Source organism: Streptomyces monomycini, assembly GCF_022271435.1.
In the GTDB taxonomy this organism is placed as follows: Bacteria; Actinomycetota; Actinomycetes; order Streptomycetales; family Streptomycetaceae; genus Streptomyces; species Streptomyces monomycini.
On record NZ_JAFIQY010000004.1, the window covers coordinates 387,809 to 410,299 of the forward strand.

Genomic DNA, 22,491 nt, shown 5'->3' on the forward strand with positions numbered 1-22,491 from the left:
AGCTGCGTCCTTGGGGTTGTGGCTTGTCAGCGCCAGAGGGTGGACCGGCGTTCGGGGTGAGCGGTGTGGATGTACTTCATCGCGGTCTCGGCGGCGATCCCGAAGACGCGCATGAGGTGGACGGGATCCTCGGTCTGACGGGCTTCGTCGAGGATGCGGTCCTGGCGGAGCTTGGACAGGGTCAGGCCGAGCGGTCGGAAGATCTGGTTCATGACCATGGTGGAGACGGGCGGCAGTCGGTCGTCGGCCACGGTCTGCTGGCTGGCCAGCAGGTAGGGATTGGTGGTCAGGGGCCAGCGGCGATGGCAGTCGCGGAGCCAGTCGGTGGCGAGCGTGTGGGTGAGTTCGTCGAGGTAGACGGTGTGCGGCAGGTCCCGTCGGACCTTCAAGCGCCCGCGAGCGAGGTCGAGATCCGCGAGGAGGAGATGGCGGGTCTCGCGTCGGCCGAGGCCGTGGATGGCGACGAGCGCGACGACGAATTTCGCCATCGGGGACTCCGCCCGGTCGATCAGGCCGCGGAGCCGGTCGGTGGGGATGGGGACGGGCAGGCGCTCGGCGGTGGACAGCGAGAGGGTGCGGGTCGGGTCGCGGAAGATCACTCGTTCCTGTTTGAGGGCCCGAAAGAGGCTGCGTAGTGCGCTCAGGAAGTCTCGGCCCGTCGGGCCGGGCCGCTGCGTGAGCGCGGCCTGGCAGTCGTCTTTGGTGATCTCGCGCAGGCTGGTGGCGCGGGCGGCCCAGCCGGTCAGGATCGGGTAGAGGTAGCCGAGGTACTTGCGGATCGTCTCGAACGGCATTGCCGGGTGTTCCCGTCGGCCTTCGCCGCGCAGGACCAGGACCCAGCGGCGGAGTTCGTCCGCGATTTCCTCGGGGAACGTCTGGATGCGCTGGTCGATGGCCCGCTGATGGATGTCGACTTGCCGGGCCGGGTCGGGGATGACCATGTGGCGGCGAGCGAGGAACTGGAGGATCCGCCGTGCGCTGGTGCTGGGACGGTCGGCGGGCAAGGACCGGATGTCGGCCTCGTGGATGGGGGCGTCGGCGCCGAGCCAGGCCAACAGGATGCGCAGGCTGCGGGCGGCGAGTCGCCGTACTTGTTCGTCCCAGCCCTGCTGCCTCGCGTGACTCCGGAAGTCGTCGAGCAACACCTGGGCGGCGGGGGTGAGGGAGGGCAGGCGATCCAGTTCCCCAACGGCGATGCAGGTCCAGTCGCGCCGGACTTCGAACAGCGCGGTCTGTGCCGGGTCGACCAGGTGAGGCGAGAGCGTTGGTGCGGACGGGCGGGCGATGGCAGCTCGGTGCTGGGCCTTGTTCGCGAATGCGGGGTAGGCGAGTGTCCCGGGCCGGATCGCGAGTCGGGGCGCGAGATCGCCGCCGAACCACAGTTGGGTCCACGTCTCTTCCCTGGTCTCGGGGCCGTGGTGGTAGATGTGCAGGCAGCAGCCCCGGCAGATTCCGTCCGCCAGAGGGACGCCTCGGCGGCCGCAGCGGCGGCAGTCGCCGACCGGGTGCTTGCCCCAGCTGCTGCATCCTGAGCAGACGGAGCGGAAGCCCCAGCAGTCGCAGTGGCGGCAACTGCGGTGCGGTTTGGGCGGGATGACCGGGCGGCGCCGCTGGCGGGGCCGGAGGAGGCCGGCCTCGCGCAGGATGTCGGCGGCGGCGCTCTGGCTGTGGGGCAGGTCGTCGAGGACTTCCTCGGCGACCAGGTCCTCACCGTCGGCGTCCCGGACGGCCAGGGCCAGCCGGAGCATCCAGCAGGTCAACCGCCACCAGTGTTTGCTCAGCCCCTGCTCGGCGGCCTTGGCGATAGCGAGGGGCTGGAGGTCGTCGTAGTCGGCGAGGTGTCGGTCGCGGATGCGCCGGACATGCTCCTGGGCCAGGTGCCGGCGCGGGCGGAACAGCAGGAGTTGGCCGTGTACGGCTGGCCGACACACGCGCGGGCGTCGCTCGGCTCGGCCGCCGCGATGCGCTGCCGGTCCAGCCAGGACCGCGGCCGGCGTGCATCGCGCGGCCGTCCCTTGAGCGGGCGGTCGATCGGCTGTGACCTGGGCAGAGGGACGCCGGGCAGGAGCAAGGCGAGCTGGCTCGGCCGCCCGCCGACCGGATCGGCGATCCACTCGGGATCGAAGGTCCGGATGACCTGCAGACACAGCCGACACAGACCGTCGGTGTTGAGGTGGCTCTCGTGACCGCACCGACGGCACGGACCCGTGTCCGGGTGGAGCCGGTTGCGCCAGGAAGCGCATCCGACGCAGTCGGCGTACTGAGGCTTCTCGCCCCAGCCCAGACAGACCCGGCACTGCCCGACCGGCCACGCTTTGCGTCGCGCCACGGCGTCAGTTCGGCGGCAGTGAACGGTGCAACCAATGATGCACCCGCCCTTGCCAGAGCCCACCGGCACAAAGCCGCCTAGTTGATCACACAGCCACGGCTGTCTTGAGCCAGGCATCGACTGCCTTGCGCCCCTTGCCGCCAGCCTCGGGCATGAAGTGGGCGTAATGGTCCAGCGTGATGGTAGGGCTGGAATGCCCGAGCCAGCGTGCCAGCGTGACCACGGACTCGCCGGCCTCAAGGATGATCGAGGCATAGGTATGCCGAAGGACGTGAAAGCCGTCCTTGCGGGAAACCTGCCACCGGCCACCCTTTTCCCGCATGGGGATGACACCGGCCGCAGCCAGCGCAGGCTTCCAGACCTCAACGTTGAAGATGTTGGCGCGTATGGCATTACCGTACGTCGTGGTCAACATCAGGGGGAAGGTCTTCGTCTCCCGCTCGGGCTCGGGCCCTCCCCAGGGCAACTCGACTTCGACGGCAGGGTACTCTGCGAAGTGCTCGGCCAGCTCGGAAGCAACCGACTGAGGCATGTCCGCAATCCGGGTCTTGCCGCCCTTGGGCAAGGTGAAGTACAGACGACCGTGCAGGAGCTGCACCTGTCGGCGGACGCGAATGACTCCACGGGCGAAGTCGACATCATCCGGGGACAGGCCGAAGACCTCGCCTTGCCGTAGCCCACAGCCCAGCGCTACCACGACAGCGATCCGATAGCGCTCGCGAATCGCATCGCGGACCTGCAGTGCGGTCTGGAGAGACCAGGCTTCACGCAAGTCGTCGGGGGCTTTGGGCCAACGCACCGATTTGGCCCGCATCGGGTTGCGCACCAGCCGCTTGTCGTCGATGGCAGTCTCGAGGACAGCAGACAGAGATGTGAGGATCTGCCGAGCGTAACGAGGCGAGCACTCGCTTTCGAGGGTGGCGATGTAGGCGCGCAGCGTCGACGGGGCAATATCCCGCAGGGGCACCGTACCGAGGTGAGGAAGGATGTGCAGCCGCACCCGTTCGTCAACGCGTTTAATTGTTCCCGGGGCGCCGCGGACGCCCGGCTGCCAGTAACGAGTTGCGTAGTCGGCCAGGGTGATGGAGCCGTCCCTGGGGTCCACGAATTCGCCACGTTCGCTGTCAGTGCTTGACCTGCGCAGCCACGCTTTGGCGTCTTCAAGCGCGTCGAAAGACTTATCCCTGACGCCGGGTATACCAGCGACCCTGTACCGGGCCCCTTTACCGTATCGGGCGGTGCGCTCCCGCTTCCCAGTCGCTGGGTCCTTCTTTTTCTTTACCCAGCGGTCTTCTATGTAGCCAGCCAAACGTTCCTCAAGGGTCGTGAGCGGGTGAACTGATCAAGCCGAGTCATCAGCAGTACGGAGGATTGCGGGACGGGGTTGTGGGGCCGCATTTAGCGGACTCAGGGCCGTGTTGGTGCGCGAGTCGACCTCTTCCTGTTCTCGCACCCATGCGTCAAGGGCTTCCTGTCGATACATGACGCGTCCCCGTTGCCCCATGCGGAAGCTCGGCGGGCCCTGTCGCCGATGCCGCCAAACGTAGAGAGTGCGAGGTGAGAGTCCGAGATACGTCGCGGCGTTCCTCACATTCAAGAACGCACTGCGTACCGCTTCCTGTGGATCTGGCACCGGAACGGAACTCGATGGCGACTGTGAAGGCATAGATGGACCTTGGGAGATTGAAGATGGCTACAGGTGAGCGTTCAGTACACACCTGGGGCCCTTGACTATGACGGATTTCGGGTCGTGAGCGACCCGAGCGGCAGTGACGCGATACGCAATCTGGCCCCTTGTAGGCACCACACAGTAGCCGACATAAGCCCTTGCCTGCCCCCTTACCACTTCGCACGTCTCCTTCCTGGGTCGACAAATCCCACCGCCATGCGCAGCTCGAATGTGAACAGACTCAATCCTCCACGCGATTGCCGGTTTGGCTAACCGGCAATCGTCGGCTATGTTGCGCTCCCCTCACTCCAGACCGCTTCTCCCCTGCCCGTTACGCGTTCGCGCGTCCGACACTGGCTAGGGCATCACTCGAAACGTTCGGAGAACGCAGGTTGATAGAACAGTCTCCTCACACGTCGCCTAGTGGCCTTCCCGACGGCCCTCGGTCTCCGGGGTGTTTTACGTTCGCTCAGTGCCAGGAAGAGTTCCAGCCCTTTGCGGTTCTTCCTTGTCTGCCGTGGGCGAATCGGCCGGCTGGCACCCCTCGCAATGCGGGCAAGAAGCGAGGATGCCGACCGCCGGAGCCCCATCTTCGCGCCGTCACCGCCCGATACCACGTGGTGGCGCCGGACCACCCCTTCGGCGCCCCCTCAGCAGAACTCGGCCGCCGCTCAGCACACTTCAATCAACTCGCAGGGCTGGCGCTTGTCCAACGCTCCAGTCTTGCGACTCGGCGGCCGGACTCCGGGCGGATCCTTTAAGCCGCGCGTCCGAGCCACATCACGTGCCGGGACCTGAACGGCGTTCCTGCCACAGCCGAGTGACGAAAGTTGTGAACTGCGGCCAGGCCCGTGGCGCGGCACAGTGAGAAACCTGGCTGGTCGTGGAGGAGCCGTTAATTGCCCGTCACTGAGAGCCCATCAGCCGACGTAAACACGTCGGCGACGTTTCCGATGGCCGCGCATACCGAGAGCGCTGGTCTCCCGGCCCCACCGCGGCTGATGCTGCTGGCCTGCTTGCGGCCCGCTCCCGAAGGCGGCGAGTGCCTGCTGGCCGACGGCCGAGCCGTGTACGGCCGCTTATCGCAGCGCTTCCCCGAGGCCGCCCTTCGCCTCGGACTGCCGCGCACGGCATACTTCGGCGCCGGAGACGGCCATGCGACGCAGGTTTTCACCCGACATGCAGACGAACGCGTCTCCGTTCGGCTGCGCCAGGATGCCCTGGCCTGTTTCAATCCCACCGTCCAACCGCACCTCCCCCACTTGCGGGCAGCCATTGCCGCCAGCCAGCGCTCCATGTCACTGGAGATCGGGCAGGGCTACCTCATCGACAACCACCGGTGGCTGCATGCTCGTCGCCTCTTCGCTGGCGAGCGCCTGTGCCTTCGTGCGCTCGGCGACGCCCGTTTCCCTCTCCCGGTGGGTTTCGTCCTCCATATCCCCGCGATCCGGGATAGCCCGTTCCTGGAGAACTGCCGATGACCTTCCCCCTTCTTCCGGCCTCCATGCGGGTCGAGCAGATCATGCTGCTGTTGTCACCACAGCGCAGGTGGCATCCCTCCTGCGACGGCGGGTACTTGTCTCTCGAAATTGCACGGCGCGCTAACGTCGATCGGACTGTCGCGCAACTGCAGGCCAAGGGCCGGGTGCCGCGAGTGTGCTTTTATGCCCTCTCCGTCGGTAGCCAGGAGCCGCGGCATTCCCTGGAGGCCAGCGAAGCATTCGCGCTTCGCCAGTCGTGGCAGGTCGGCGGGGGGCAGAGCTACACGGACCGCCATAGCGCGACCAGCCCCGTCACACGACCGGGCTGGTGCGAAGTGCGCCATCAAGTTCGGGCCGGGTATGCAGACGGGGTCGTGGTGGTCACCGCATCTGTCATCAGCACCCGCTTCGAGGAGTACCGAAGGGAAATCGAGTGGTTCGGAGAGCACTTGGGATTCATCGACCTGGTCGTCCCTGATGTCCCAAAGGCCGAGGCGTGAGTGCTCCGGCCTGCGACGCAGGCCGGACCACCGCGGCGTTATGCGGCAGTGACACAGCGGAAGCCGGTGTCGTTGTCCTTCATACCAGCACGGGCCGTGTTCTGGAGGCTTGGCGCGGCGCTTGTGAACGGGGAGGTGAATGCACTCCCCTTCAGGTGGTACCGACCGTTGCCGGTCTCCTCCTCGCTGGAACACCACTCCCACACGTTGCCGCACATGTCGAAGACGCCGTAGGGGCTGGCGCCGGACTGGTACCGGGACACTGGGGTTGTCGCGCCGATACCGGCCCCGGCCACATTGGCCTTGGCGGCGGTGGGTTCGTTCCCCCACGGGTATGCGCGTCCATGCGGGCCGCGGGCCGCCTTCTCCCACTGCCAGGCACTGGGCAGCGCCTTGCCGGCCCAGTGGGCGTAGGCCATGGCATCGTGCCATGTCACCCACACGACAGGGTGGGTGACCAGGGCGACAGGGTAGTGCCCGCCGGGCCAGTGCTGCGGTGGTCCGTAATCGGTGTCCGACACGAACCGCGCGTAGTCCGCGTTGGTCGTCGGGTAGACGTCGATGAGGTACGCCTCCAGCCATACCGAGCGGTTGTCGGGCCCGGAGAGGTAGATGCCCTCCTCGACGAGGGTCATCACTTTCCCGTCGACAGGGTGTCGGCGGGTGCGCGCGTCAGCTCGCAGCAGTTCCTCGGCGCGCTCGTCGTGCCCTGCGGCGGCCCGCTCGGTGAGAAGTGCGGCGAACCTTTGCTGCACGGCGGGCGTGGCCTGGGCGAGGAGCGTGTCGAGGGCGGCTTGATTGCCGAGTTCGAGCACGATGGTCTCCCCGCGACGCTTCCACCGGGGAATCTGGCGGGGGTTCACGCCTACCAGGTCGGCGAACTCCTTGCCCTTCTTTCGCATGGCCTGGCGCAGCAGTTCGGCCTCACGGCCGGTCCATCTGGTCACCCCGGTCACGGTCGCGCCCTACAGGCTTTCACCGGGGATGGACAGGTACGTCTCCTGGAGCTGCCGCAAGACCGGGTGGCCGGCGGCAAGGTCAGTGTCGTCGATGGCCGCCAGGGGCCGGACGCCGACCGATGTATTCGTGGCGAAGCCCGCCACCATGCCCTTGGCCTGTTCCAGGGTGACGGCGGCGACACGGTGTTGGAAATGCTGTCGAAGCAAGGTCATGGTGACGCCGGGCAAGATGGGCGCCTGCGGCCACACGACGGTGCCCTGCCTGTCGATGAACGCCACGTTCCAGGTACCGCCCTCGGAAACGAGCCCGTCGCGGCTGACGAACAGGGCGTCGTCGAAGTTGACCCGCTGCGCCTTCCCGCGAGCGTGCAGGGCGCCGAAGAGGCCGCAGTGCTTGACTTCGGGCAGGTCCCGCTCATAGGTCACGCTCTTGACGCGCAACGGTTCCGGGGGGAAGGCGCCGGCGCCGCGCACGGATACCAGGATGTGCGGCTGCTTGGCGTCGGCCGGGTGTCCCATCTCGACCTTCGGGTCGTAGACCGTGACACGGGCGACGCAGGGCCGGCTCTGCCCTTCCAGGCCCTGGCGAACGTAATCGTGCACATGATCGGTATTCAGGTCCGCGTTCCACACGATCTTGCAGTCCCGGACGAGCCGTTCCATGTGCAGCGCGAGGCCGCGGATGCTGCCGTCGGCGTCGACACGCATGGACGTGAAGTGTCCGACGTTCGACAGGGCCAGCGGAAGCAGGTCGTCAGCGGACACAGGCTTTCCATCGAGAGTCACCATGCAGCTCAGCATGGCAGGAGCGCCCGCTCCGTCGGCACCCTGAACGGTGCTACTGACGGGTCAACGTCACTTCGAAGTCATTCCCATGCCCTGCCGATGCAGTGTTTTCTAGTCACCGAACAAACACGTTGGGTGATCGGTGGTCGAGCGGCAGCGCTGTGCCGTGGCCTGCCGTTCAGGTGGCCTCCGGGGCTACCTGAGCCGACGGCGCGTAGCCACCGCTGAGGGACGGCGACCCGGGCTAGCGTCGCAGCCGACCGCGAAACCAGCGCGCCGTCTGACCGCCCACCGCGCGAACGACCACGTAAGGACCCCATTAATGACCGATGCGCCCGCGGACCTCGACAAGGCCACCCAGCTCCGTAACAAGGTCGTCGACCAGCTCAAGGAGCGAGGCACGATCGTGACATCCGGAGTTGAGGCGGCCATGCGCAAGGTGCCCCGGCACCTGGCCGTACCGGAGGCGGAACTCGACGACGCCTACAGTGCGTACAAGGCCGTGGTCACCCAGGAGGACGAGCACGGCAACCACACCAGTTCGGTGTCCGCACCGCAGATCCAGGCGATGCAACTGGAGCAGGCCGGCGTCCAGCCGGGCGACAACGTCCTGGAAATCGGCACCAACGGGCCGAACGCGGCTTACCTCGCGGAGCTGACAGGGCCGTCCGGGCAGGTCACCTCCCTGGACATCGATCCCGAGCCTGTCGGCCGCGCCAAGAGGTTTCTCGCCGAGACCGGATACCCACGCGTCAACGTGGTCGTTGAAGACGCCGAGGACGGCTTCCCCAAGCACGCTCCGTACGACGCGATCGTGGTCACCGTCGGCGCCTGGGACATCCCGCCTGCCTGGTTCGATCAGCTCAAGGACGACGGCCGGCTCGTCGTGCCGCTTCGCATCAATGGCCTGACCCGCACCTACGGGCTCGTCCGGCAGGGTAACCACCTCGTGGCCACCAGTGCGCACGTATGCGGATTCGTCGCAGCGCAGGGCGCCGGCTCCCACGTCCAGCAGGTGATGGAACTGCCCGGCGATGAAGGTGTCACCCTGCACTTCGACGAGGGATTGCCTGCTGACCCGTCGCTTCTGGACGGAGTACTGAGCACGCCTCGCGCCGAGACGTGGACCGGGGTGACCGTCGCCAACCAGGAGCCCATCGGAACGCTCCAGATGTACCTGGCGACGCACGTACCGACGTACTGCAGCATGTCGATCAACCCCGAACTGGCCACCGGCGCGATCGGCCCGACCAACCTCGGCTTCTCGATGGTCGCGATCGACGGACCGAACTTCGGTTACATCGTCGTGCGCCGCAACCCGCAGAAGATGAACGCGGAGTTCGGGGTCCACGCCTACGGTCCCGACGGAGTGGGCTTCGCCGAGCGGCTGGCCGACACCATCCGAGCCTGGGGCAATGGCTTCCGCAAGGTTCCCGGACCGCACCTCGCCATCTACCCGGTCGGCGCACCCGATGACCAGATCACCGGCGACCGGATCATCGACAAGAAGCACACCAGGATTTCGATCTCCTGGCCGACCGCATAGCCCGCGGACCCTGCACAGACTGACCTGAACACCTCAGCGAACTAGGAGAGCGATCGTATGACCACTGCCGTACTCGAAGCCCCGGCCGCGCCGCCGGCCGAGGGCCTGACCGACGACGACTTCCAGCTCGACGTCCGCGTCGTCGTCTCCGAAAGCCCGGCCTACAACTTCAACTGCCCCACCAGCGACGGTTGCGGCGACACCTGCGCCAACGGGGCCAGCGCCTGCATCTCCTCCATCGAGGACGCGGCCTGACGCTGCTGATGTCTGTCACCGGGGCAGCAGCCACCTCTGGCCGCCGCCCCGGCGGCGCCTGCCCGCACTCCATCCGAAAAGGGGCATCAGTGGCTCACCGGTCATCTGTTTCCTATCAGTGGCAGGCTGGCGTGCTGCTACGCGCCTCCACCGCCCCACGGCCGATACCCATGCCGGACCACGACCTGTACGGCAGTACCCCGGACCAGGGGCGCCAGTGGCTGTCCAAGGTGTGGCACACCCCCCTCCCTGAAGCGATCTCCGCCGCCAGCCCGGCCTTGTGCCAGCGCGTCTGCGAAATTCTGGACGGCACCGTTGCCGACGCCCGCAGGACCCGCCGTACCGTCCGGTCCGTGGCGGCCTACCTCCTGCGCTGGAACCACCGGCCCACACCGTTCGGGGTGTTTGCCGGAGTGGCACCCGCCCGTCCGGCTGCTACGGCGAGTGTGCGGTGGGGGGAGGGCTACCGGACGGTGCTTCGGCCCGACTCCGGTTGGTTGTCGGACCTCATCACCCAGCTTGAGGGCAGCACCGCGCTGCTGGCCCGTCTGACGGTCCAGACCAACAACACCGGCCGGTCGCGCGGGAAGCGGTACGTCGTAGACGGGATGCCGACCGGTGCACGCGCCCCGCATTCCGCCCCGGTTGAGCTGTCGATCCGTCTCACCCAGCCCGTGGCCGCCGTGCTCACAGCCGCCGTCTCCCCGATCCCCTACAGCGTGCTGCTGCACCGCCTGGCCGATCAGTTCCCCACCGCGCGCCCCGACCAGCTCACCGGCCTGGTCAACGACCTGCTGAGCAAGCACGTCTTGATCAGCAGCCTGTGGCCCCCCATGACGTCGCTCGACACGCTCTCCTACGTGTGCGGTCAGCTCGACCAGGCCGACGCCGCCAGCATCCCCGACATCGCCGGCCTGGCCGCCCGGCTCGCGGCCATCCACGACCAGATCGAACACCCCACTGGCCCAGCTCCTTGGGCTCCTGACTCCTCCCTCGTCAGGAGCATGCAGGCCCTCAGCTCCGTCGCGCCGGTCCCGCTCCTGGTCGACACCGCACTGGACTGCAGTCCCGACATCCCCGAAGCCTTGCTGAGCGAAGCCGCGGAAGCAGCGCAGGTCATGCACCAGCTGACGCCCTACCCGTACGGGTATCCGCAGTGGCGCGCCTACCATCAGCGGTTCCTCGACCGGTACGGCACCCAATCCATCGTGCCCGTAGCGGAACTGGTCGCCGACAGCGGCCTCGGGCTACCCGCTGGCTTCCTCGGCTGCGAGCGCACCAGAACTCCTCACCAGGCGACCGACCGGGACACGAAGGTCTTGCGCATGCTCCAGGAGGTGATGCTCGACGACGGCCGTGAACTGGCTCTCACCCGGGCAACGATCGCTGACCTGACCGCCGACCACGCGGAACCGCTGCTGCCCGTGCCCCGGGCCGAGATCGCCGTGGAGATCCACGCCCCCACGATGGCGGCCGTGCAACGCGGCGACTACCGGCTGCTGGTCACGGGAGCGCCCCGCCCCGGCAGCAGCATGCTCGGCCGCTTCGCCCATCTGCTCCCGCCGCCCGCACAGGCGGCGCTCGCCGACTCATACGCGACCGCCACCCCCGGCGCGATCCCGGCCCAGATGTCGTTCACCCCGCGACGATGCCGAAACGAGAACGTCTGCCGCACCGCACGCCTCCTGCCCCATGCCATTCCCCTCGGCCAACACCAGGCCCCCGGCCCCGACGACATACCGCTTAACGACCTGGCGGTGACTGCCGATGCCCGCCGGTTCTACCTGGTGCGCATGTCGACCGGACAGCACATCGAGCCCCGTGTCCTGCACGCCCTGGAGGCATCCGTTCAAACCCCGCCGCTCGCCCGGTTCCTGGCCGAGATCAACACCGCCCTCAGCCCCGCCTACAAAGCGTTCACCTTCGGTGTCGCCGCCACCCTGCCCTACCTGCCACGTGTCCGGTACAAGCGAACAATCCTCGCCCCGGCCCGATGGCTGCTGTCCGCCGAGGAACTCCCCGCCCGGTCTGCGCCCATGAGCGACTGGGACAAAGCACTGGATAAGTGGCGCCTACGGCTCCGCGTCCCCGACCACGTTGCCCTGGTCGAAAACGACCAACACCTACCTATCGACTTTGACCAGCAGGTTCACCGGGCGCTACTACGCGCGTGCCTGAACCGGACCCGCCTCGCCGAGCTACGCGAAGGCACCACACCACGGGACAGGGCATGGATCGGCCGCCCCCACCAGCTACTGATCCCCCTGGCGAACACCGCCCCCACCAGCACACTCCCACCCCTGCCCAAGGTCAGCGCCACCGGCCGTCAGACAACCGAGCCGCCCACCATCCTGTACGCCCGCCTGTTCGCCCACCCCCAGCGGTACGACGAACTCCTGATCAGTCATCTGCCCGAATTACTCGACCGGTTCGCAGGTCTGTCCCGCTGGTGGTTCCGCCGCCACCGGGACGCCACCCGGCCCGACGCTGACCAGCACCTCGCGCTGTTCTTGCAACTGCCCACCCCAGACGACTACGGCCCTGCCGCTCAACGGGTCCGCGACTGGGCCGAAACCCTCCACCACCGGCGCCTGGCCGCCCGCCTGGAGATGCCCACCTTCCAGCCGCACACCGGCTGCTACGGTGACGGCCCCACTCTGATGGCTGCCCACGCGGTGTTCGCCGCTGACTCGGCCGCCTGCCTCACGCAGATCCGCGCCACCACGGACGACACCGCCGCTCGGCAGGCCCTGACCGCCGCAAGCATCGTCGACTTGGCGGTGCAGTTCGCCGGTGGACTGGCGCGGGCAGCCGACTGGCTGGTCCGCACGCTGCCCCGCGAACACGGTGTACTGAGCCGGAGCCTGACCCGGCAGTGCCTCGCCCTGGCCGACCCCGCGCACACCGCCCTGCTGGCGCTGCCCGGCGGCCCGGAAGTCGCCACCGCATGGCAGATCCGCGCCACGGCCCTACGCACCTACCGCGACGCACTGGCCGACCGATGCGATCCCCTCACCGTGTTGCGGTCGCTGCTCCAGGAGCACTGCATCCGGGCTCTCCCGCTCGACACCGAGTGCGAGCGCTCCATCGGCCGGCTCACACGGGCTTGTGCGCTGCACCATCGGGAGCGCCAGCCATGACCACCACCATCAACCCAGCCGCTACCGTCGATGCCTTCGGCGCGCACTTAGCCGCTCCCGTCCCGCCGCCCGCAAGCCAGCCCTGGGCGGCGCAGTCCCTGGCCGCCGGTGCAGTCGGCACCGCCCTGCTGCACATCGAGCGCGCCCGCACCGGCCGCGGCACCTGGCAGCAGGCACACACCTGGATCAAGAGCGCCGTCGCCACCGATGTCAGTGCCGCCGACGCCAGCGGCCTGTACCTGGGCGCCCCCGCTGTCGCCTTCATGCTCTGCTGCGCCGTGACCACCGATTCAGTCCGGTACCACGGCGCTTTGGCCACTGTGGACCGGCACGTCACCGCGCTCACCCACCGGCGTGTCGACGCCGCGCAGGCCCGCATGAACGACGGCCGTCGGGCCGCCTTCCGCGAGTACGACATCTTTCACGGGCTGGCCGGCATCGGCGCCTATCTGTTGCGTCGCTCTCCCACCGGCCACGCCATGGAACGCGTCCTTACCTACCTGGTGGCGCTGACCCGGCCCGTCTACGACCAGGGGCTCGGTGAGCTTCCCGGCTGGTGGGTCGGCCACGACCCGCACCTCACCCAGTCCCCGTCCTTTCCCGGCGGGCACGCCAACTTCGGCGCGGCCCACGGCATCACGGGCGTTCTGTCGCTGCTCGCCCGCGCCCTGCGCCGGGGCGTGACCGTCGACGGTCACGAAGCCGCCATCGACCTGATCCTCCGTTGGCTGGACACGTGGCGACAGGACGGGCCCGCTGGGCCGTGGTGGCCAGAACACCTCCGCCTCGTCGACCTCCGCACGGGCGTACCCACCCGAACCGGCCCGGCTCGCCCCAGTTGGTGCTACGGAACCCCCGGCATCGCCCGCGCGGGGCAGCTCGCCGCCATCGCCCGCCGCGACACCGCGCGGCAGCGCTTGTACGAGGGCGCCCTCTCCCGCTGCCTGACCGACCCCGGCCAACTGGCCAAGGTGACGGACGCGAGCCTGTGTCACGGCTGGGCGGGCGTCTACCAGACGGCCTGGCGCGCAGCCCAGGACGCCGCCACCCCGGTTCTGCACGCGGCCCTGCCCGGCCTGGCCGACGCCCTGTCCCGGCACGCCAGGCTCAGCGACGTTTCCAGCCTCCTGCAGGGTGACGCGGGGACCGCCCTAGCTCTGATCACCGCAGCGTACGACGCTGCGCCGGCCTCGGGATGGGACGTATGTCTGCTGATCGACTGAAACGGCCCGCGCCCCTGGAAGCGACCGTGCGCGCCGTGCAGGAGATCCTGGCCGGAAACAGCACCGAAGCCGCCGCCGGCCGCGCGGGGCTCGAACCTGCGGACTTGGAGGCGGCTGTCGCCGTCTACCAGCGGGCTGGTCGGCATGCGCTCGCCCAGCAGGCGGGGCCCCAGCAGTGGCGTCAGCTATACGTACAGTTCACCGACTGGGACAAGGCGGAGCAGACCGCCACTGCCCACATCGCTCCCGTCCTGGCCATGGCCGAGCAGGACAGACAGCTTGCAGGCTGGTGGTTCATACGCAAGCACCCGTGCTGGCGGATGCGGCTGCTCCCAGCCCCCGGGGCACAACTTGCCAGGACACTGTCCGACACCCTGGGCGGACTGGCCGCGGACAGGGGCATCCAGCGCTGGTGGCCCGGCATCTACGAACCCGAGACGGCGGCGTTCGGCGGCGACACCAGCATGGCCATCGCCCACACCCTGTTCCATGCGGACAGCAGCGCCATCCTCACCGCATCCCACGGCGCCCTGGGGCGTCGCGAAGTGTCGCTGCTGCTGTGTGCCACCCTGATGCGCGCCGCCGGGCTGGAGTGGTACGAGCAAGGCGACGTCTGGCACCGGGTCACCGAGGAACGTCCTCTCCCCTCGTACGTACCCGCTGACAAGGTCCACGCCATGGCCGGGAACCTGCGGCTGCTGCTCGTCACCGACACCAGCCCGACCAGCACGATGCTCCAGTCGGACCGGGCCCTCAAACACGCCGCCGACTGGGTCCGTGCCTTCCGGAACGCGGGAAGAGACCTCGGCATCACCGCCAGGGACGGACGCCTCGACCGCGGTCTGCGCGAGGTCATCGCCTATCACGTGATCTTCCACTGGAACCGGCTCGGCCTCCACGCCCACGCCCAGAGCATTCTCGCTCACGCGGCCCGCGCCGCGATCCTGCACCGTGTCGACTCCTCCCGCCAAAGGCCGATGCCGTGACCGCACCACAGACGCAAGCAAGGCTCCACCGGATCGCCACACGGTTCCCTCTCATGAGCCGTCCCCACCTCGTCTACCCCAACTTCGCCGCACGGATCGAAGAGGTACACGCCTGCGCGGAAAAGTCCACACAGGACCGGCCTCTTCCCGACCGGATCAATGTCGCGTGCGCCACCTGGAACCTAACGGCCCTCATCGCCTCCGACTGCGGCCTGACCGACCTGGCCGCGAACCTGTGCCTACAACAGATCCGTCTCTTCCAGGCGGCATGGCCGGTCACGGGAGACACCGCGATCGCCAGCCTCCAACCGATCATCAACCTCGTACGCCTGGCCGCCCGAGCCGGAGACCCACATGCCGCCTACGAGCAGCTGATGAACGTGCGCCGCGCCGTGGACGATGGAGGCACCACCACCGTCCACGGCCACACCATCGACTTCGCCAGCTTCACCTCCGACGAGTCCCGGGACCACATCCATTCCTTTCTGCGCACCGTCCTGCTCGCAGAGGGCACCCGCCTCCTGGTCGCCGCCGGCCAATGGCCTCAAGCGGCAGAACACGCGGCCCGCTACGACACCTGCCCCGAACGACTGCACGAAAGCAGACAGGCGAACGTCATGGCCAGTCTGCACACGCCCCAGCCGGGAACCGCCAACCTCCTGATCGACAAAGCCACGATCACCGAACCCTGGGAGCAAGCCGTCGCGCAGCTCCTGCACCACTACGCCGACCACCGTGCGGGCCACATCACGGCGGAAGGGTTCACGCCTGTGTTGCACACCGTGCGGAATGCCCTGGACCCGGCCCCGGCGCGCCTGCGCATGTTCCGGGTGAGGCTGGCGTTGACGGCGATTGACCTGGCGCCGGAAGGCCATGAGGCTCGGGCCCAGTTCCTGCACGATGCGATCGTCCGCGACACCACGCAGGCAGGAGATGCACACACCGCGCGCGAGATCCTTCGCCACTCCGCCCTTTCGGCCGGTGAGCGGACACGTCACGAGCTGGAAACGATCGTCCGCGACAGTCACCTCGGCCAGGGGGAACTGCCGGATGCTGTACTGGCCGTGATGGCACAGGCCGTCAGCACAGCGGGCGCAAGCCTCGCTCACTGCCTCGCCGAGGAAAGAGCGGCGTCGCCGCATCCGAGACAGTTGCGCATCTGAGGCAACAGCCGTGGTTGTGCACCATCGCGCCATGAGCCGCTCGCTCCCCCAGAGGCTCATCCGCCACAGGGGCTTCAGACATCGGCGATTCGGCCAACTTCCCGCGCCCGAGCGACGAGTTCAGCGCGGCGTCTACGCGCTCGTCCTCTTGGGACCTACGGGCCGACGCGAGTCCGGAATCGAGCGTGTTCGGTTCCTGCATCCCGTCGTTATGCCGTGCACCGCCGAAAACCCCAATACTTCGCGCGAATGGAGATCACTGTGGCACCCGTGGCCGACCTCGCTGATCTGATCGAAGTCCCGGCGACTTGCCTCGTAGAGAGAGGCTGTCTGCGCGCCGGCGTCTCACGACCGGGCACAGGGTGCCTGGTATGAACGAGCCCGCCGATGCACCAAAAGATCACGTCCCCGAGCCGCGCACCGCCCCGCAGCCGTCAACTGCTCCGTCCGACGCCCAGGCCCCGGGCGCCCCGCCGGCAGCCGCGCCGCAGCCGGATACCGAGCCGCTGATGCGGTACGTCGATCTGACCGGTCGCCGGGAGACAGCCGGTCGCTCGATCCGGATGCGCGACATGGCCCGGCGGCTGCCGCAGCTGGTGCGGCGGTCACTGGCCCTGGCCTGGCGGGTCGACCGCCGGGCGACCGTCGGCCTGCTGCTGTGCCAGACCGCCGCCGGCGTGATGCAGGCCGTCGGCCTGGTCGCCATCAGCGGCACGCTGAGTGCCCTGCTCGCCTCCGGCGACGTCTACGACCGGCTCCTGCACGCGTGGCCGTCGGTGGCCCTGCTGGCCGGTGCCGCCGGCGTACGCGCCCTGCTGGGAATCACCGTCGGCTGGCTGTCCTCGCGGCTCGGCCCGCTGATGTCCCGCGAAGCCGAGCAGATGCTGCTCACCGGCTGCGCCGAGGTGGAGCTGTGCGCCTACGACGAGCCGGCCTTCAACCGCGACCGCGAGGCCGCCGACCGCGGTGCGCAGGTCACCGGGGACCTGATCGACGAGGGCCAAGACCTGATCGCCTCGTCGGCCTCCTTCCTCGCCGGGGCGATCGTACTCGCCAGCGTGCACCCTCTCCTCCTCCCGCTTCTGGTGGCGGCAAGCCTGCCGCAGGCCCTGGCCCAGGTCAGCGCCGCCCGGGTCCGCTACCTGGCGAATGCCCGCAGCAACGGCGACCAGCGCTTGTTGTCAGTGCTGCGCTGGCACATCTTCACCAAGGAGGCCGCCGACCAGATCCGCGCCGGCACCATGGCCGACTTCCTGTCCGGGCGTTACCGGCAGACGGTGTCCCGGATCAACCGCGAGGACCGAGCCGCCGCCGACAAGGGCGCACGGATGTCTCTGGTCGGCTCGCTGTGCGGCGGTCTGCTGTCGGCCGTGGTGTGGGCGGCGGTCGTGTGGCTGCTGGCCACGGGCCGGATCAGCGTCGGGCGCGCGGGGACGGCGGTGTTCGCCCTGCAGACGGTCGGCCAGTCGGTCCGCGGGCTGATAGCCATCGGGGCGCGTGCAGTACGCACCGGGCTGTACATGGACGACTGGCAGAACTTCCTCGACAAGGCGGGCGGGTTCCGTATGCGCCGGGGCACACACCGGCCCGAGCCGCCGAAGACGATCGAGATCAAGGCGGTCAGCCACCGCTACGCGGGCAAGGACCGCGACGCGCTGTCCGAGGTGTCGCTGACCTTGCGCCGGGGCGAGGTCACCGCCCTGGTCGGCTTCAACGGCTCGGGGAAATCGACGCTGTCGAAGCTGGTCAGCGGCCTGTACCTGCCCAACGAGGGGCATGTGCTGTGGGACGGCGTACCCACCGGCGACGCCGACCCGTACCAGCTGTGGCAGCAGGTCGCCCTGGTCCCGCAGGACTACGCGCACTGGCCGCTGACCGTGCGCGAGAACGTCACCCAAGGGCAACCCACGGCGCGCGGGGACGCAGCGGTGCGGGAGGCGTGCCAGGCAGCCGGCGCCGACGAAGTCGTCGACCGGCTCGGCGCCGGCCTGGACACGCTGCTCGCCCGCGAGTGGCTCAACGGGGAGGAGCTGAGCGGCGGCCAGTGGCAGCGCGTGGCTCTCGCCCGGGCGTTCTTCCGCAAAGCCGGGCTGCTGGTGCTCGACGAGCCCACCGCCAACCTCGACCCGCGCGCCGAGTACCGCATCTTCCAGCGGCTGCGGGATCTGGCCCGTGACCGGGTGGTGCTGCTGGTGACCCACCGCATCACCAACGTGGCGGTGGCCGACCGGATCGTGGTCCTCGACGAGGGCAGCATCGTGCAGGAGGGCACCTACCAAGAACTCGCCCGACAAGAGGGAGGGCTCTTTCAGCAACTGTTGTCCTACCAGGTAACCGCAGGGGCGGACGACGCAAGCCGGGGAAGGTGCTCATGAGCTGTCCGAGCTCCCACATCCGTGCGACCGTGGAGGCGTATTTGACCCGGCATCCCGGTGAACGAGACGCTCTGGCCGGGCTGCTGTCCGTCATCGACGGCAGTGACGATCCGAGTCGCCGTTCCACGCTGCCCGGCCACATCACCTGCAGTGCGGTCATCATCGACCGTGAGCGGCGCGCACTGCACATCGGACACCAGGCATCGGGAGAGCTGCTCGCGCCCGGCCACGTTGAGAAGGGCCCGGCCCTTCTGGCCGCGTCCCTGCGGCAAGTGTGCGAGGAAGCCGGGATCCGCCCCGGCGACCTGTGCCTGACCCCGCAGTTCCTCGGTGACCCGATCGACATCAGCATCGACGGCCACGGCACCAGCCCGGCCGAGGGGGAGCACGCCCACCGGCACTTCGACGTCCGCTTCGCCTTCTACCTCAGCGCCGAGCAGCCACCCCCTCTGGCACTGCAGGACGACGAGGCCGGCGGTGCCCAGTGGCTGGCGTTCGCCGACGTCAGATCGCCGACCCTGCGCGCCAAGCTCCTTCAGGCCGAGGCTCAGGGACTCGACGGACGGCCGGAGCCCGTCAGCGCCTGCGTGCTGCTCCACGACGGCCACGGCCGATACCTGCTGCATCTGCGCGATCAGCTCGACGGCATCTGGCAGCCAGGCGTTTTCTCCCTCCTCGGCGGCCAACGCGAGGTGAGCGACGCAACGTTGGAAGCGACCCTGCGCAGAGAACTCGCCGAGGAGACCCCGGGTCTGAAACCGGTGGGCGTGGCGCCGTACGTCCTCCAGCAGGAGACGAGCGTCGAGGGGCTGACGGTACCGGTGCAGGTATTCGCGGCCCGCTGGAGCGGCGATCCGGACTCGGTGGACTTGCAGGAAGGCGTGCTGCTGCGCTGGTTCACCCCCGAGATGCTGGATCGGCTGCGCCTGAGCCCGGGCACCGCCGATCTGATCCGCCGGCACGCGGCCCAGCACCCTCCGGCCGACAGAGCGACCGGCCGAGTGCGCCCGCGACAGCGCGCAGCGGTAGAGCGGCACGCCGAGCCGCTGGACGTCCATCTGATCTTGCTCCGACAGCCCGAGGGCGGTCCGCAGGCGCTGCTGTCGCGGCGCGCTGGAGCGGTATATGCCAGTGGGCTGTGGCATTTGCCGTCCGTTCACTAGGCAAGCCACATGTCGAGATTCAGCTTGTCGAGATTGCACCACGAGCGTATCCCGTCTCTACGTCTTCACCGGGAGGTCGACGTCCGTCATGGACACCTCTGACGATGTGCTCATGCTGGGCGACGTCCTCCTTGGGATGTGGTCAGCGCGTGACCGGCTCCAGAAGGCGGGGCTGGCCACGGACAGGAGCAATCCGGTCGGCGGCCTGGCGCAGTCCCTCACCGCTGCGGCCCTCTGGCCGAACGTGTCCGTGCCAGCGGCCTACAGCCGAGCCCGAGCCGTGCGCACGGGATTCGACGAAACCGGTGAGTTCGGTCCAGCCATGGGCGGACCGAACGCTTCCTCAAGCTCTTTGACGGTCGACCTGGCCGTTCCTTGGACTTCAGTGATCCAGCAGGTCCCCGGCCTGGCCGCGTTCGCGCGACAGCGCCGGGGTGAGAGGTGGACGTGGGACGCATGTGCGGGCACCGCGCCGTTCATCGGTGCAGAGGGGCCGCCGGAGGGCCGGTATGGAGGGCTGGCGCGCGTGCGGGTCAGGGCTCGTTTCGCGCCTCATGCCCCGGACGAGGGCGTCCTGGAGGCGACCAGGTATGAGGATGCCCGTGGCGCGACGACTCCGCTGAATGATCTGCACGTGCTGGTCCTCTTCGCGCGGGTGGACGAGGAGTACGGCGATCTTCGGGGATCGAACTTCGTATGGACGGCAGCCATTTTCACGGATGAATGCCTGTATGGCCTGGGACATGCGTCCAGTTCAGACGTGCTCCGGTGGCGCCAGATCCACTCCTGGTGGGATCGGCTGCCTCGTGGTGCGCATGACGTCACTGCGCTGCTTCGTGCCGTCCGAATCCCCGGGTGGTGAGCCATCGGATGGCCGGGAGGTCGTCGTGAAAGTGCTTCAGCGATCGGGTTGAGCACCACGTCCTCAGTCTCAGGGAGGGGGTGCAGTGGGTGAGGTGACCGCGCCGTCTTCAAGGCAGAGGAGCAGCCGGTCCTGGGCCGATGTCACGGCCCGCATGAGGTCGCTTCGCTCGGGTTCCGGTACGGACCCGGCGTCAAGTCCGGCGGTGCGGACCACGCCGGTGAGGGCCCGGTGCTGGTCGGTGGTCATTGTGCGTTGAAGCTGTGGATGAGCGAGCGTGTCGCGGGCCGCGTAGGCGTCGGCGTGGGCCATGGCGAGGATGTCCGCGTGCAGTTGGGGTACCTGCCCGCTGGTGTGGATCGTCGCCAAGGTGAGCGCGGTGATGCCGACCCGGGTGCGGAAGACGGTCGTGCCGGGGGCGGGCTGCTGCTGCAGGGCGAGCGCTGTGGTGAGCATGCCCTCGAGGTGCGGCGCGGGAACGGCACCGGTGGCGTCCCGGCACAGGGCGCGCAGCAGGTTCTGGACCGCTTCTTCCCAGGGCTCAGCGGGACGGCTGTCGGTAAGCATGGCGGTCGCCTCGTCGTACTGCCCGTTCTGGGCGAGGGCGAGGATGGTGATCTGGCGGCCGTCGAGGAGCCGGGCGCCGACGCCGCGGTGGGCAGCTGCGGCACCGGCGGCTTCGCGCCAGCGGCCGGCCTGGATCAGGGCGCGGGTGCCGTCGGCCAGCAGTGCCGCCCATACCAGGGTGCAGAGCGTCTTGTGCTCGTCCGCGGAGCTGGTGAGCGTGTGGAGGTTGACGGTGCGGCCGGTGATCTCGGCGGGGGTGCGGGTGCGGGCGGCGCGGAAGAGGGCGTCGAGCATGGCGTAGGCGCTGTTGCCGTCGCCTTCGCGGATGAGCTGCCGGGCGATGTTGAGGACGGGCTGGAGCGCGAGTTTCACTGCCCAGGCCGGGAGCGGACGGGCCTGGTCGAACACGTCGTACTGGGACCAGCACAGGTCGCGGGCGAGGTCGGGCACGGCGCAGTCGGAGGCGATGAGGGCGGCCTTGTTACACACCTCGGCGGCGCGGCTGGCCTGTCGGTGGAGATCGCCGGTGGCGGGCTGCGCGGCCAGGTCGGTGAGCTGGCTGACCCGGGCCGTGAGGGGCAGTGCGGGCGGGCGGGGCCGCTGGATGAGCGGGAACCAGGTCAGGATCCGGTCGTTCATGCCGGGGCTCCTTGCACGCTCTGGTCCTCCTCGAGGGTGGGGTCGGGGCCGAAGACGACGGCCTTGGCGCCGGTGGCGAGGGTGGCCTGGGCCTGGTGCGGGAGCCCGAACCGGTTGAAGGCGAAGATGATGTGGTGGGCCAGCACGGCGCGCAGCCCGCGGTGCAGCCGCCCGGCGGCGGCCAGGGCAGACAGATCACGGCCCGCGGTGCTGAAGGCGTGCGGCCAGGCGGCGGGCACCGTGAGCGGGGCGCCGTCCCGGGTGAGCTGGGTGATGTCGGCGGTCATCAGGTGTTGCAAACCGTCCCGCAGGGTCTGGCGGCGGTGGGCGGGCTGGGGCTGGGGAGGGTCGCGGTGGTCGGCCACGCGGGCCCAGACGTCGCCCTGCTCGTACCAGTCGAGGCCGGCGGCGCGCAGCAGCGTGGTGCACAGCAGGATCGCCAGCTCGCGGCGGTGCGGATCGTGCGCGTGGCGGGCAAGGTGGGCGATCAGGTGGTGACTGTCGCGGTGGAAGAGCTGGTGAGCTGCGGTCATGGCCTCCTGGCCGCCGAAGGCGTGGGTTTCCGGCTCGTAGATCACGGGGGTGACGGCGGTGAGGTGCTGCTGGCGCTGGAGGGGGTCGAGGTCGTGCTGGAGATGGTGCTCGGCCGCGGTCGGGTCGCCGGGTGGCTGGTAGCGGATGCGCCAGGTGGGGGCTTTGCGGACGAAGAACCAGGGGCCGATGGTTCGGGAGGTCTCGTCGGCGGCCAGGAGCGGGGCGAGGTGGGCCAGGGCCGTGTGCTCGGCGGTGTCCCAGTCGGGGAAGGTGATGGTGATCTGCCGCCAGGAGGTGTTCATACGGGTTCGGCT

Annotated in this window: 18 protein-coding genes; 11 read left to right on the forward strand and 7 right to left on the reverse strand. The window is 68.8% G+C overall.

The features are described 5' to 3' along the window. Positions 1–26 precede the first annotated feature (26 nt). The 3 genes from JXZ78_RS07925 to JXZ78_RS07935 all read right to left on the reverse strand — a co-directional run bounded on the left by JXZ78_RS07925 (position 27) and on the right by JXZ78_RS07935 (position 3,995). Positions 27–1,931 (reverse strand): hypothetical protein, encoded by a 1,905-nt coding sequence (locus JXZ78_RS07925; protein WP_157851648.1) that lies wholly within the window; start codon positions 1,929–1,931, stop codon positions 27–29. A gap of 483 nt (positions 1,932–2,414) precedes the next feature. Then, a complete protein-coding gene (locus tag JXZ78_RS07930; protein WP_063726119.1) occupies positions 2,415–3,638 on the reverse strand; it encodes a tyrosine-type recombinase/integrase in 1,224 nt (407 codons plus the stop codon). A gap of 33 nt (positions 3,639–3,671) precedes the next feature. Next, positions 3,672–3,995, reverse strand: coding sequence for a helix-turn-helix transcriptional regulator (locus JXZ78_RS07935; RefSeq protein ID WP_078624432.1), 324 nt, complete (start codon positions 3,993–3,995; stop codon positions 3,672–3,674). A 902-nt stretch (positions 3,996–4,897) separates the two neighbouring features. Between JXZ78_RS07935 and JXZ78_RS07940 the strand changes: the two genes are divergently transcribed. Then, positions 4,898–5,479 carry a TauD/TfdA family dioxygenase gene (locus JXZ78_RS07940; RefSeq protein ID WP_157851649.1) on the forward strand — a complete coding sequence of 194 codons (582 nt, stop codon included), beginning with the start codon at positions 4,898–4,900 and terminating at the stop codon, positions 5,477–5,479. Next, a complete protein-coding gene (locus JXZ78_RS07945; protein WP_050502689.1) occupies positions 5,476–5,979 on the forward strand; it encodes a recombinase family protein in 504 nt (167 codons plus the stop codon). Before JXZ78_RS07940 ends, JXZ78_RS07945 begins: the two co-directional genes overlap by 4 nt. Positions 5,980–6,017: 38 nt before the next feature. Here JXZ78_RS07945 and JXZ78_RS07950 read toward each other — a convergent pair whose 3' ends face one another. Together JXZ78_RS07950 and JXZ78_RS07955 are read right to left on the reverse strand one after the other, a co-directional pair. Next, a complete protein-coding gene (locus tag JXZ78_RS07950; protein ID WP_238782743.1) occupies positions 6,018–6,926 on the reverse strand; it encodes a formylglycine-generating enzyme family protein in 909 nt (302 codons plus the stop codon). Between the two features lie 18 nt (positions 6,927–6,944). Next, positions 6,945–7,727: an aminotransferase class IV family protein gene (locus JXZ78_RS07955; protein WP_030021721.1), complete on the reverse strand. Its 783-nt coding sequence runs from the start codon at positions 7,725–7,727 to the stop codon at positions 6,945–6,947. 319 nt (positions 7,728–8,046) lie between these two features. Between JXZ78_RS07955 and fxlM the strand changes: the two genes are divergently transcribed. The 9 genes from fxlM to JXZ78_RS08000 all read left to right on the forward strand — a co-directional run bounded on the left by fxlM (position 8,047) and on the right by JXZ78_RS08000 (position 20,437). Beyond that, the gene (gene fxlM, locus JXZ78_RS07960) at positions 8,047–9,270 is read left to right on the forward strand and encodes a methyltransferase, FxLD system (RefSeq protein WP_030021722.1); all 1,224 of its coding nucleotides are present in this window, start codon (positions 8,047–8,049) and stop codon (positions 9,268–9,270) included. Positions 9,271–9,327: 57 nt separating this feature from the next. Continuing rightward, on the forward strand, positions 9,328–9,525 hold the full coding sequence (locus JXZ78_RS07965) for an FxLD family lanthipeptide (RefSeq protein ID WP_030021723.1): 198 nt from the start codon (positions 9,328–9,330) through the stop codon (positions 9,523–9,525). A 170-nt stretch (positions 9,526–9,695) separates the two neighbouring features. After that, on the forward strand, positions 9,696–12,665 hold the full coding sequence (locus tag JXZ78_RS07970; protein WP_078624435.1) for a lantibiotic dehydratase: 2,970 nt from the start codon (positions 9,696–9,698) through the stop codon (positions 12,663–12,665). After that, entirely contained in the window at positions 12,662–13,888 is a 1,227-nt protein-coding gene (locus JXZ78_RS07975) for a lanthionine synthetase C family protein (RefSeq protein ID WP_030021727.1), read from the forward strand. Before JXZ78_RS07970 ends, JXZ78_RS07975 begins: the two co-directional genes overlap by 4 nt. Further along, complete coding sequence (locus JXZ78_RS07980) at positions 13,870–14,874, forward strand: thiopeptide-type bacteriocin biosynthesis protein (RefSeq protein ID WP_030021728.1); 1,005 nt, start codon at positions 13,870–13,872, stop codon at positions 14,872–14,874. Before JXZ78_RS07975 ends, JXZ78_RS07980 begins: the two co-directional genes overlap by 19 nt. Positions 14,875–14,927: 53 nt before the next feature. Then, complete coding sequence (locus tag JXZ78_RS07985; RefSeq protein ID WP_238782744.1) at positions 14,928–16,037, forward strand: hypothetical protein; 1,110 nt, start codon at positions 14,928–14,930, stop codon at positions 16,035–16,037. Between the two features lie 509 nt (positions 16,038–16,546). Further along, entirely contained in the window at positions 16,547–18,412 is a 1,866-nt protein-coding gene (locus JXZ78_RS07990; RefSeq protein ID WP_030021730.1) for an ABC transporter ATP-binding protein, read from the forward strand. Continuing rightward, positions 18,409–19,575: an NUDIX domain-containing protein gene (locus tag JXZ78_RS07995; protein WP_030021731.1), complete on the forward strand. Its 1,167-nt coding sequence runs from the start codon at positions 18,409–18,411 to the stop codon at positions 19,573–19,575. The genes JXZ78_RS07990 and JXZ78_RS07995 overlap by 4 nt, the downstream gene beginning before the upstream one ends. 88 nt (positions 19,576–19,663) lie before the next feature. Next, positions 19,664–20,437, forward strand: coding sequence for a hypothetical protein (locus JXZ78_RS08000; RefSeq protein WP_030021732.1), 774 nt, complete (start codon positions 19,664–19,666; stop codon positions 20,435–20,437). Positions 20,438–20,506: 69 nt separating this feature from the next. Here JXZ78_RS08000 and JXZ78_RS08005 read toward each other — a convergent pair whose 3' ends face one another. Beyond that, the gene (locus tag JXZ78_RS08005; RefSeq protein ID WP_030021733.1) at positions 20,507–21,643 is read right to left on the reverse strand and encodes a hypothetical protein; all 1,137 of its coding nucleotides are present in this window, start codon (positions 21,641–21,643) and stop codon (positions 20,507–20,509) included. After that, positions 21,640–22,479 (reverse strand): thiopeptide-type bacteriocin biosynthesis protein, encoded by an 840-nt coding sequence (locus JXZ78_RS08010; protein ID WP_030021734.1) that lies wholly within the window; start codon positions 22,477–22,479, stop codon positions 21,640–21,642. The genes JXZ78_RS08005 and JXZ78_RS08010 overlap by 4 nt, the downstream gene beginning before the upstream one ends. Positions 22,480–22,491 lie beyond the last annotated feature (12 nt).

Bases quoted from the DNA above. Each gene is read 5' to 3' on its own strand.
- JXZ78_RS07965 (WP_030021723.1), top strand. From the start codon at position 9,328: ATGACCACTGCCGTACTCGAAGCCCCGGCCGCGCCGCCGGCCGAGGGC.
- JXZ78_RS07945 (WP_050502689.1), top strand. From the start codon at position 5,476: ATGACCTTCCCCCTTCTTCCGGCCTCCATGCGGGTCGAGCAGATCATG.
- JXZ78_RS08005 (WP_030021733.1), bottom strand. From the start codon at position 21,643: ATGAACGACCGGATCCTGACCTGGTTCCCGCTCATCCAGCGGCCCCGC.
- JXZ78_RS07995 (WP_030021731.1), top strand. From the start codon at position 18,409: ATGAGCTGTCCGAGCTCCCACATCCGTGCGACCGTGGAGGCGTATTTG.
- JXZ78_RS07975 (WP_030021727.1), top strand. From the start codon at position 12,662: ATGACCACCACCATCAACCCAGCCGCTACCGTCGATGCCTTCGGCGCG.
- JXZ78_RS08000 (WP_030021732.1), top strand. From the start codon at position 19,664: ATGGACACCTCTGACGATGTGCTCATGCTGGGCGACGTCCTCCTTGGG.
- JXZ78_RS08010 (WP_030021734.1), bottom strand. From the start codon at position 22,479: ATGAACACCTCCTGGCGGCAGATCACCATCACCTTCCCCGACTGGGAC.
- JXZ78_RS07955 (WP_030021721.1), bottom strand. From the start codon at position 7,727: ATGGTGACTCTCGATGGAAAGCCTGTGTCCGCTGACGACCTGCTTCCG.
- JXZ78_RS07985 (WP_238782744.1), top strand. From the start codon at position 14,928: ATGAGCCGTCCCCACCTCGTCTACCCCAACTTCGCCGCACGGATCGAA.
- JXZ78_RS07935 (WP_078624432.1), bottom strand. From the start codon at position 3,995: ATGCCTTCACAGTCGCCATCGAGTTCCGTTCCGGTGCCAGATCCACAG.
- JXZ78_RS07980 (WP_030021728.1), top strand. From the start codon at position 13,870: ATGTCTGCTGATCGACTGAAACGGCCCGCGCCCCTGGAAGCGACCGTG.
- JXZ78_RS07990 (WP_030021730.1), top strand. From the start codon at position 16,547: ATGCGGTACGTCGATCTGACCGGTCGCCGGGAGACAGCCGGTCGCTCG.
- fxlM (WP_030021722.1), top strand. From the start codon at position 8,047: ATGACCGATGCGCCCGCGGACCTCGACAAGGCCACCCAGCTCCGTAAC.
- JXZ78_RS07970 (WP_078624435.1), top strand. From the start codon at position 9,696: ATGCCGGACCACGACCTGTACGGCAGTACCCCGGACCAGGGGCGCCAG.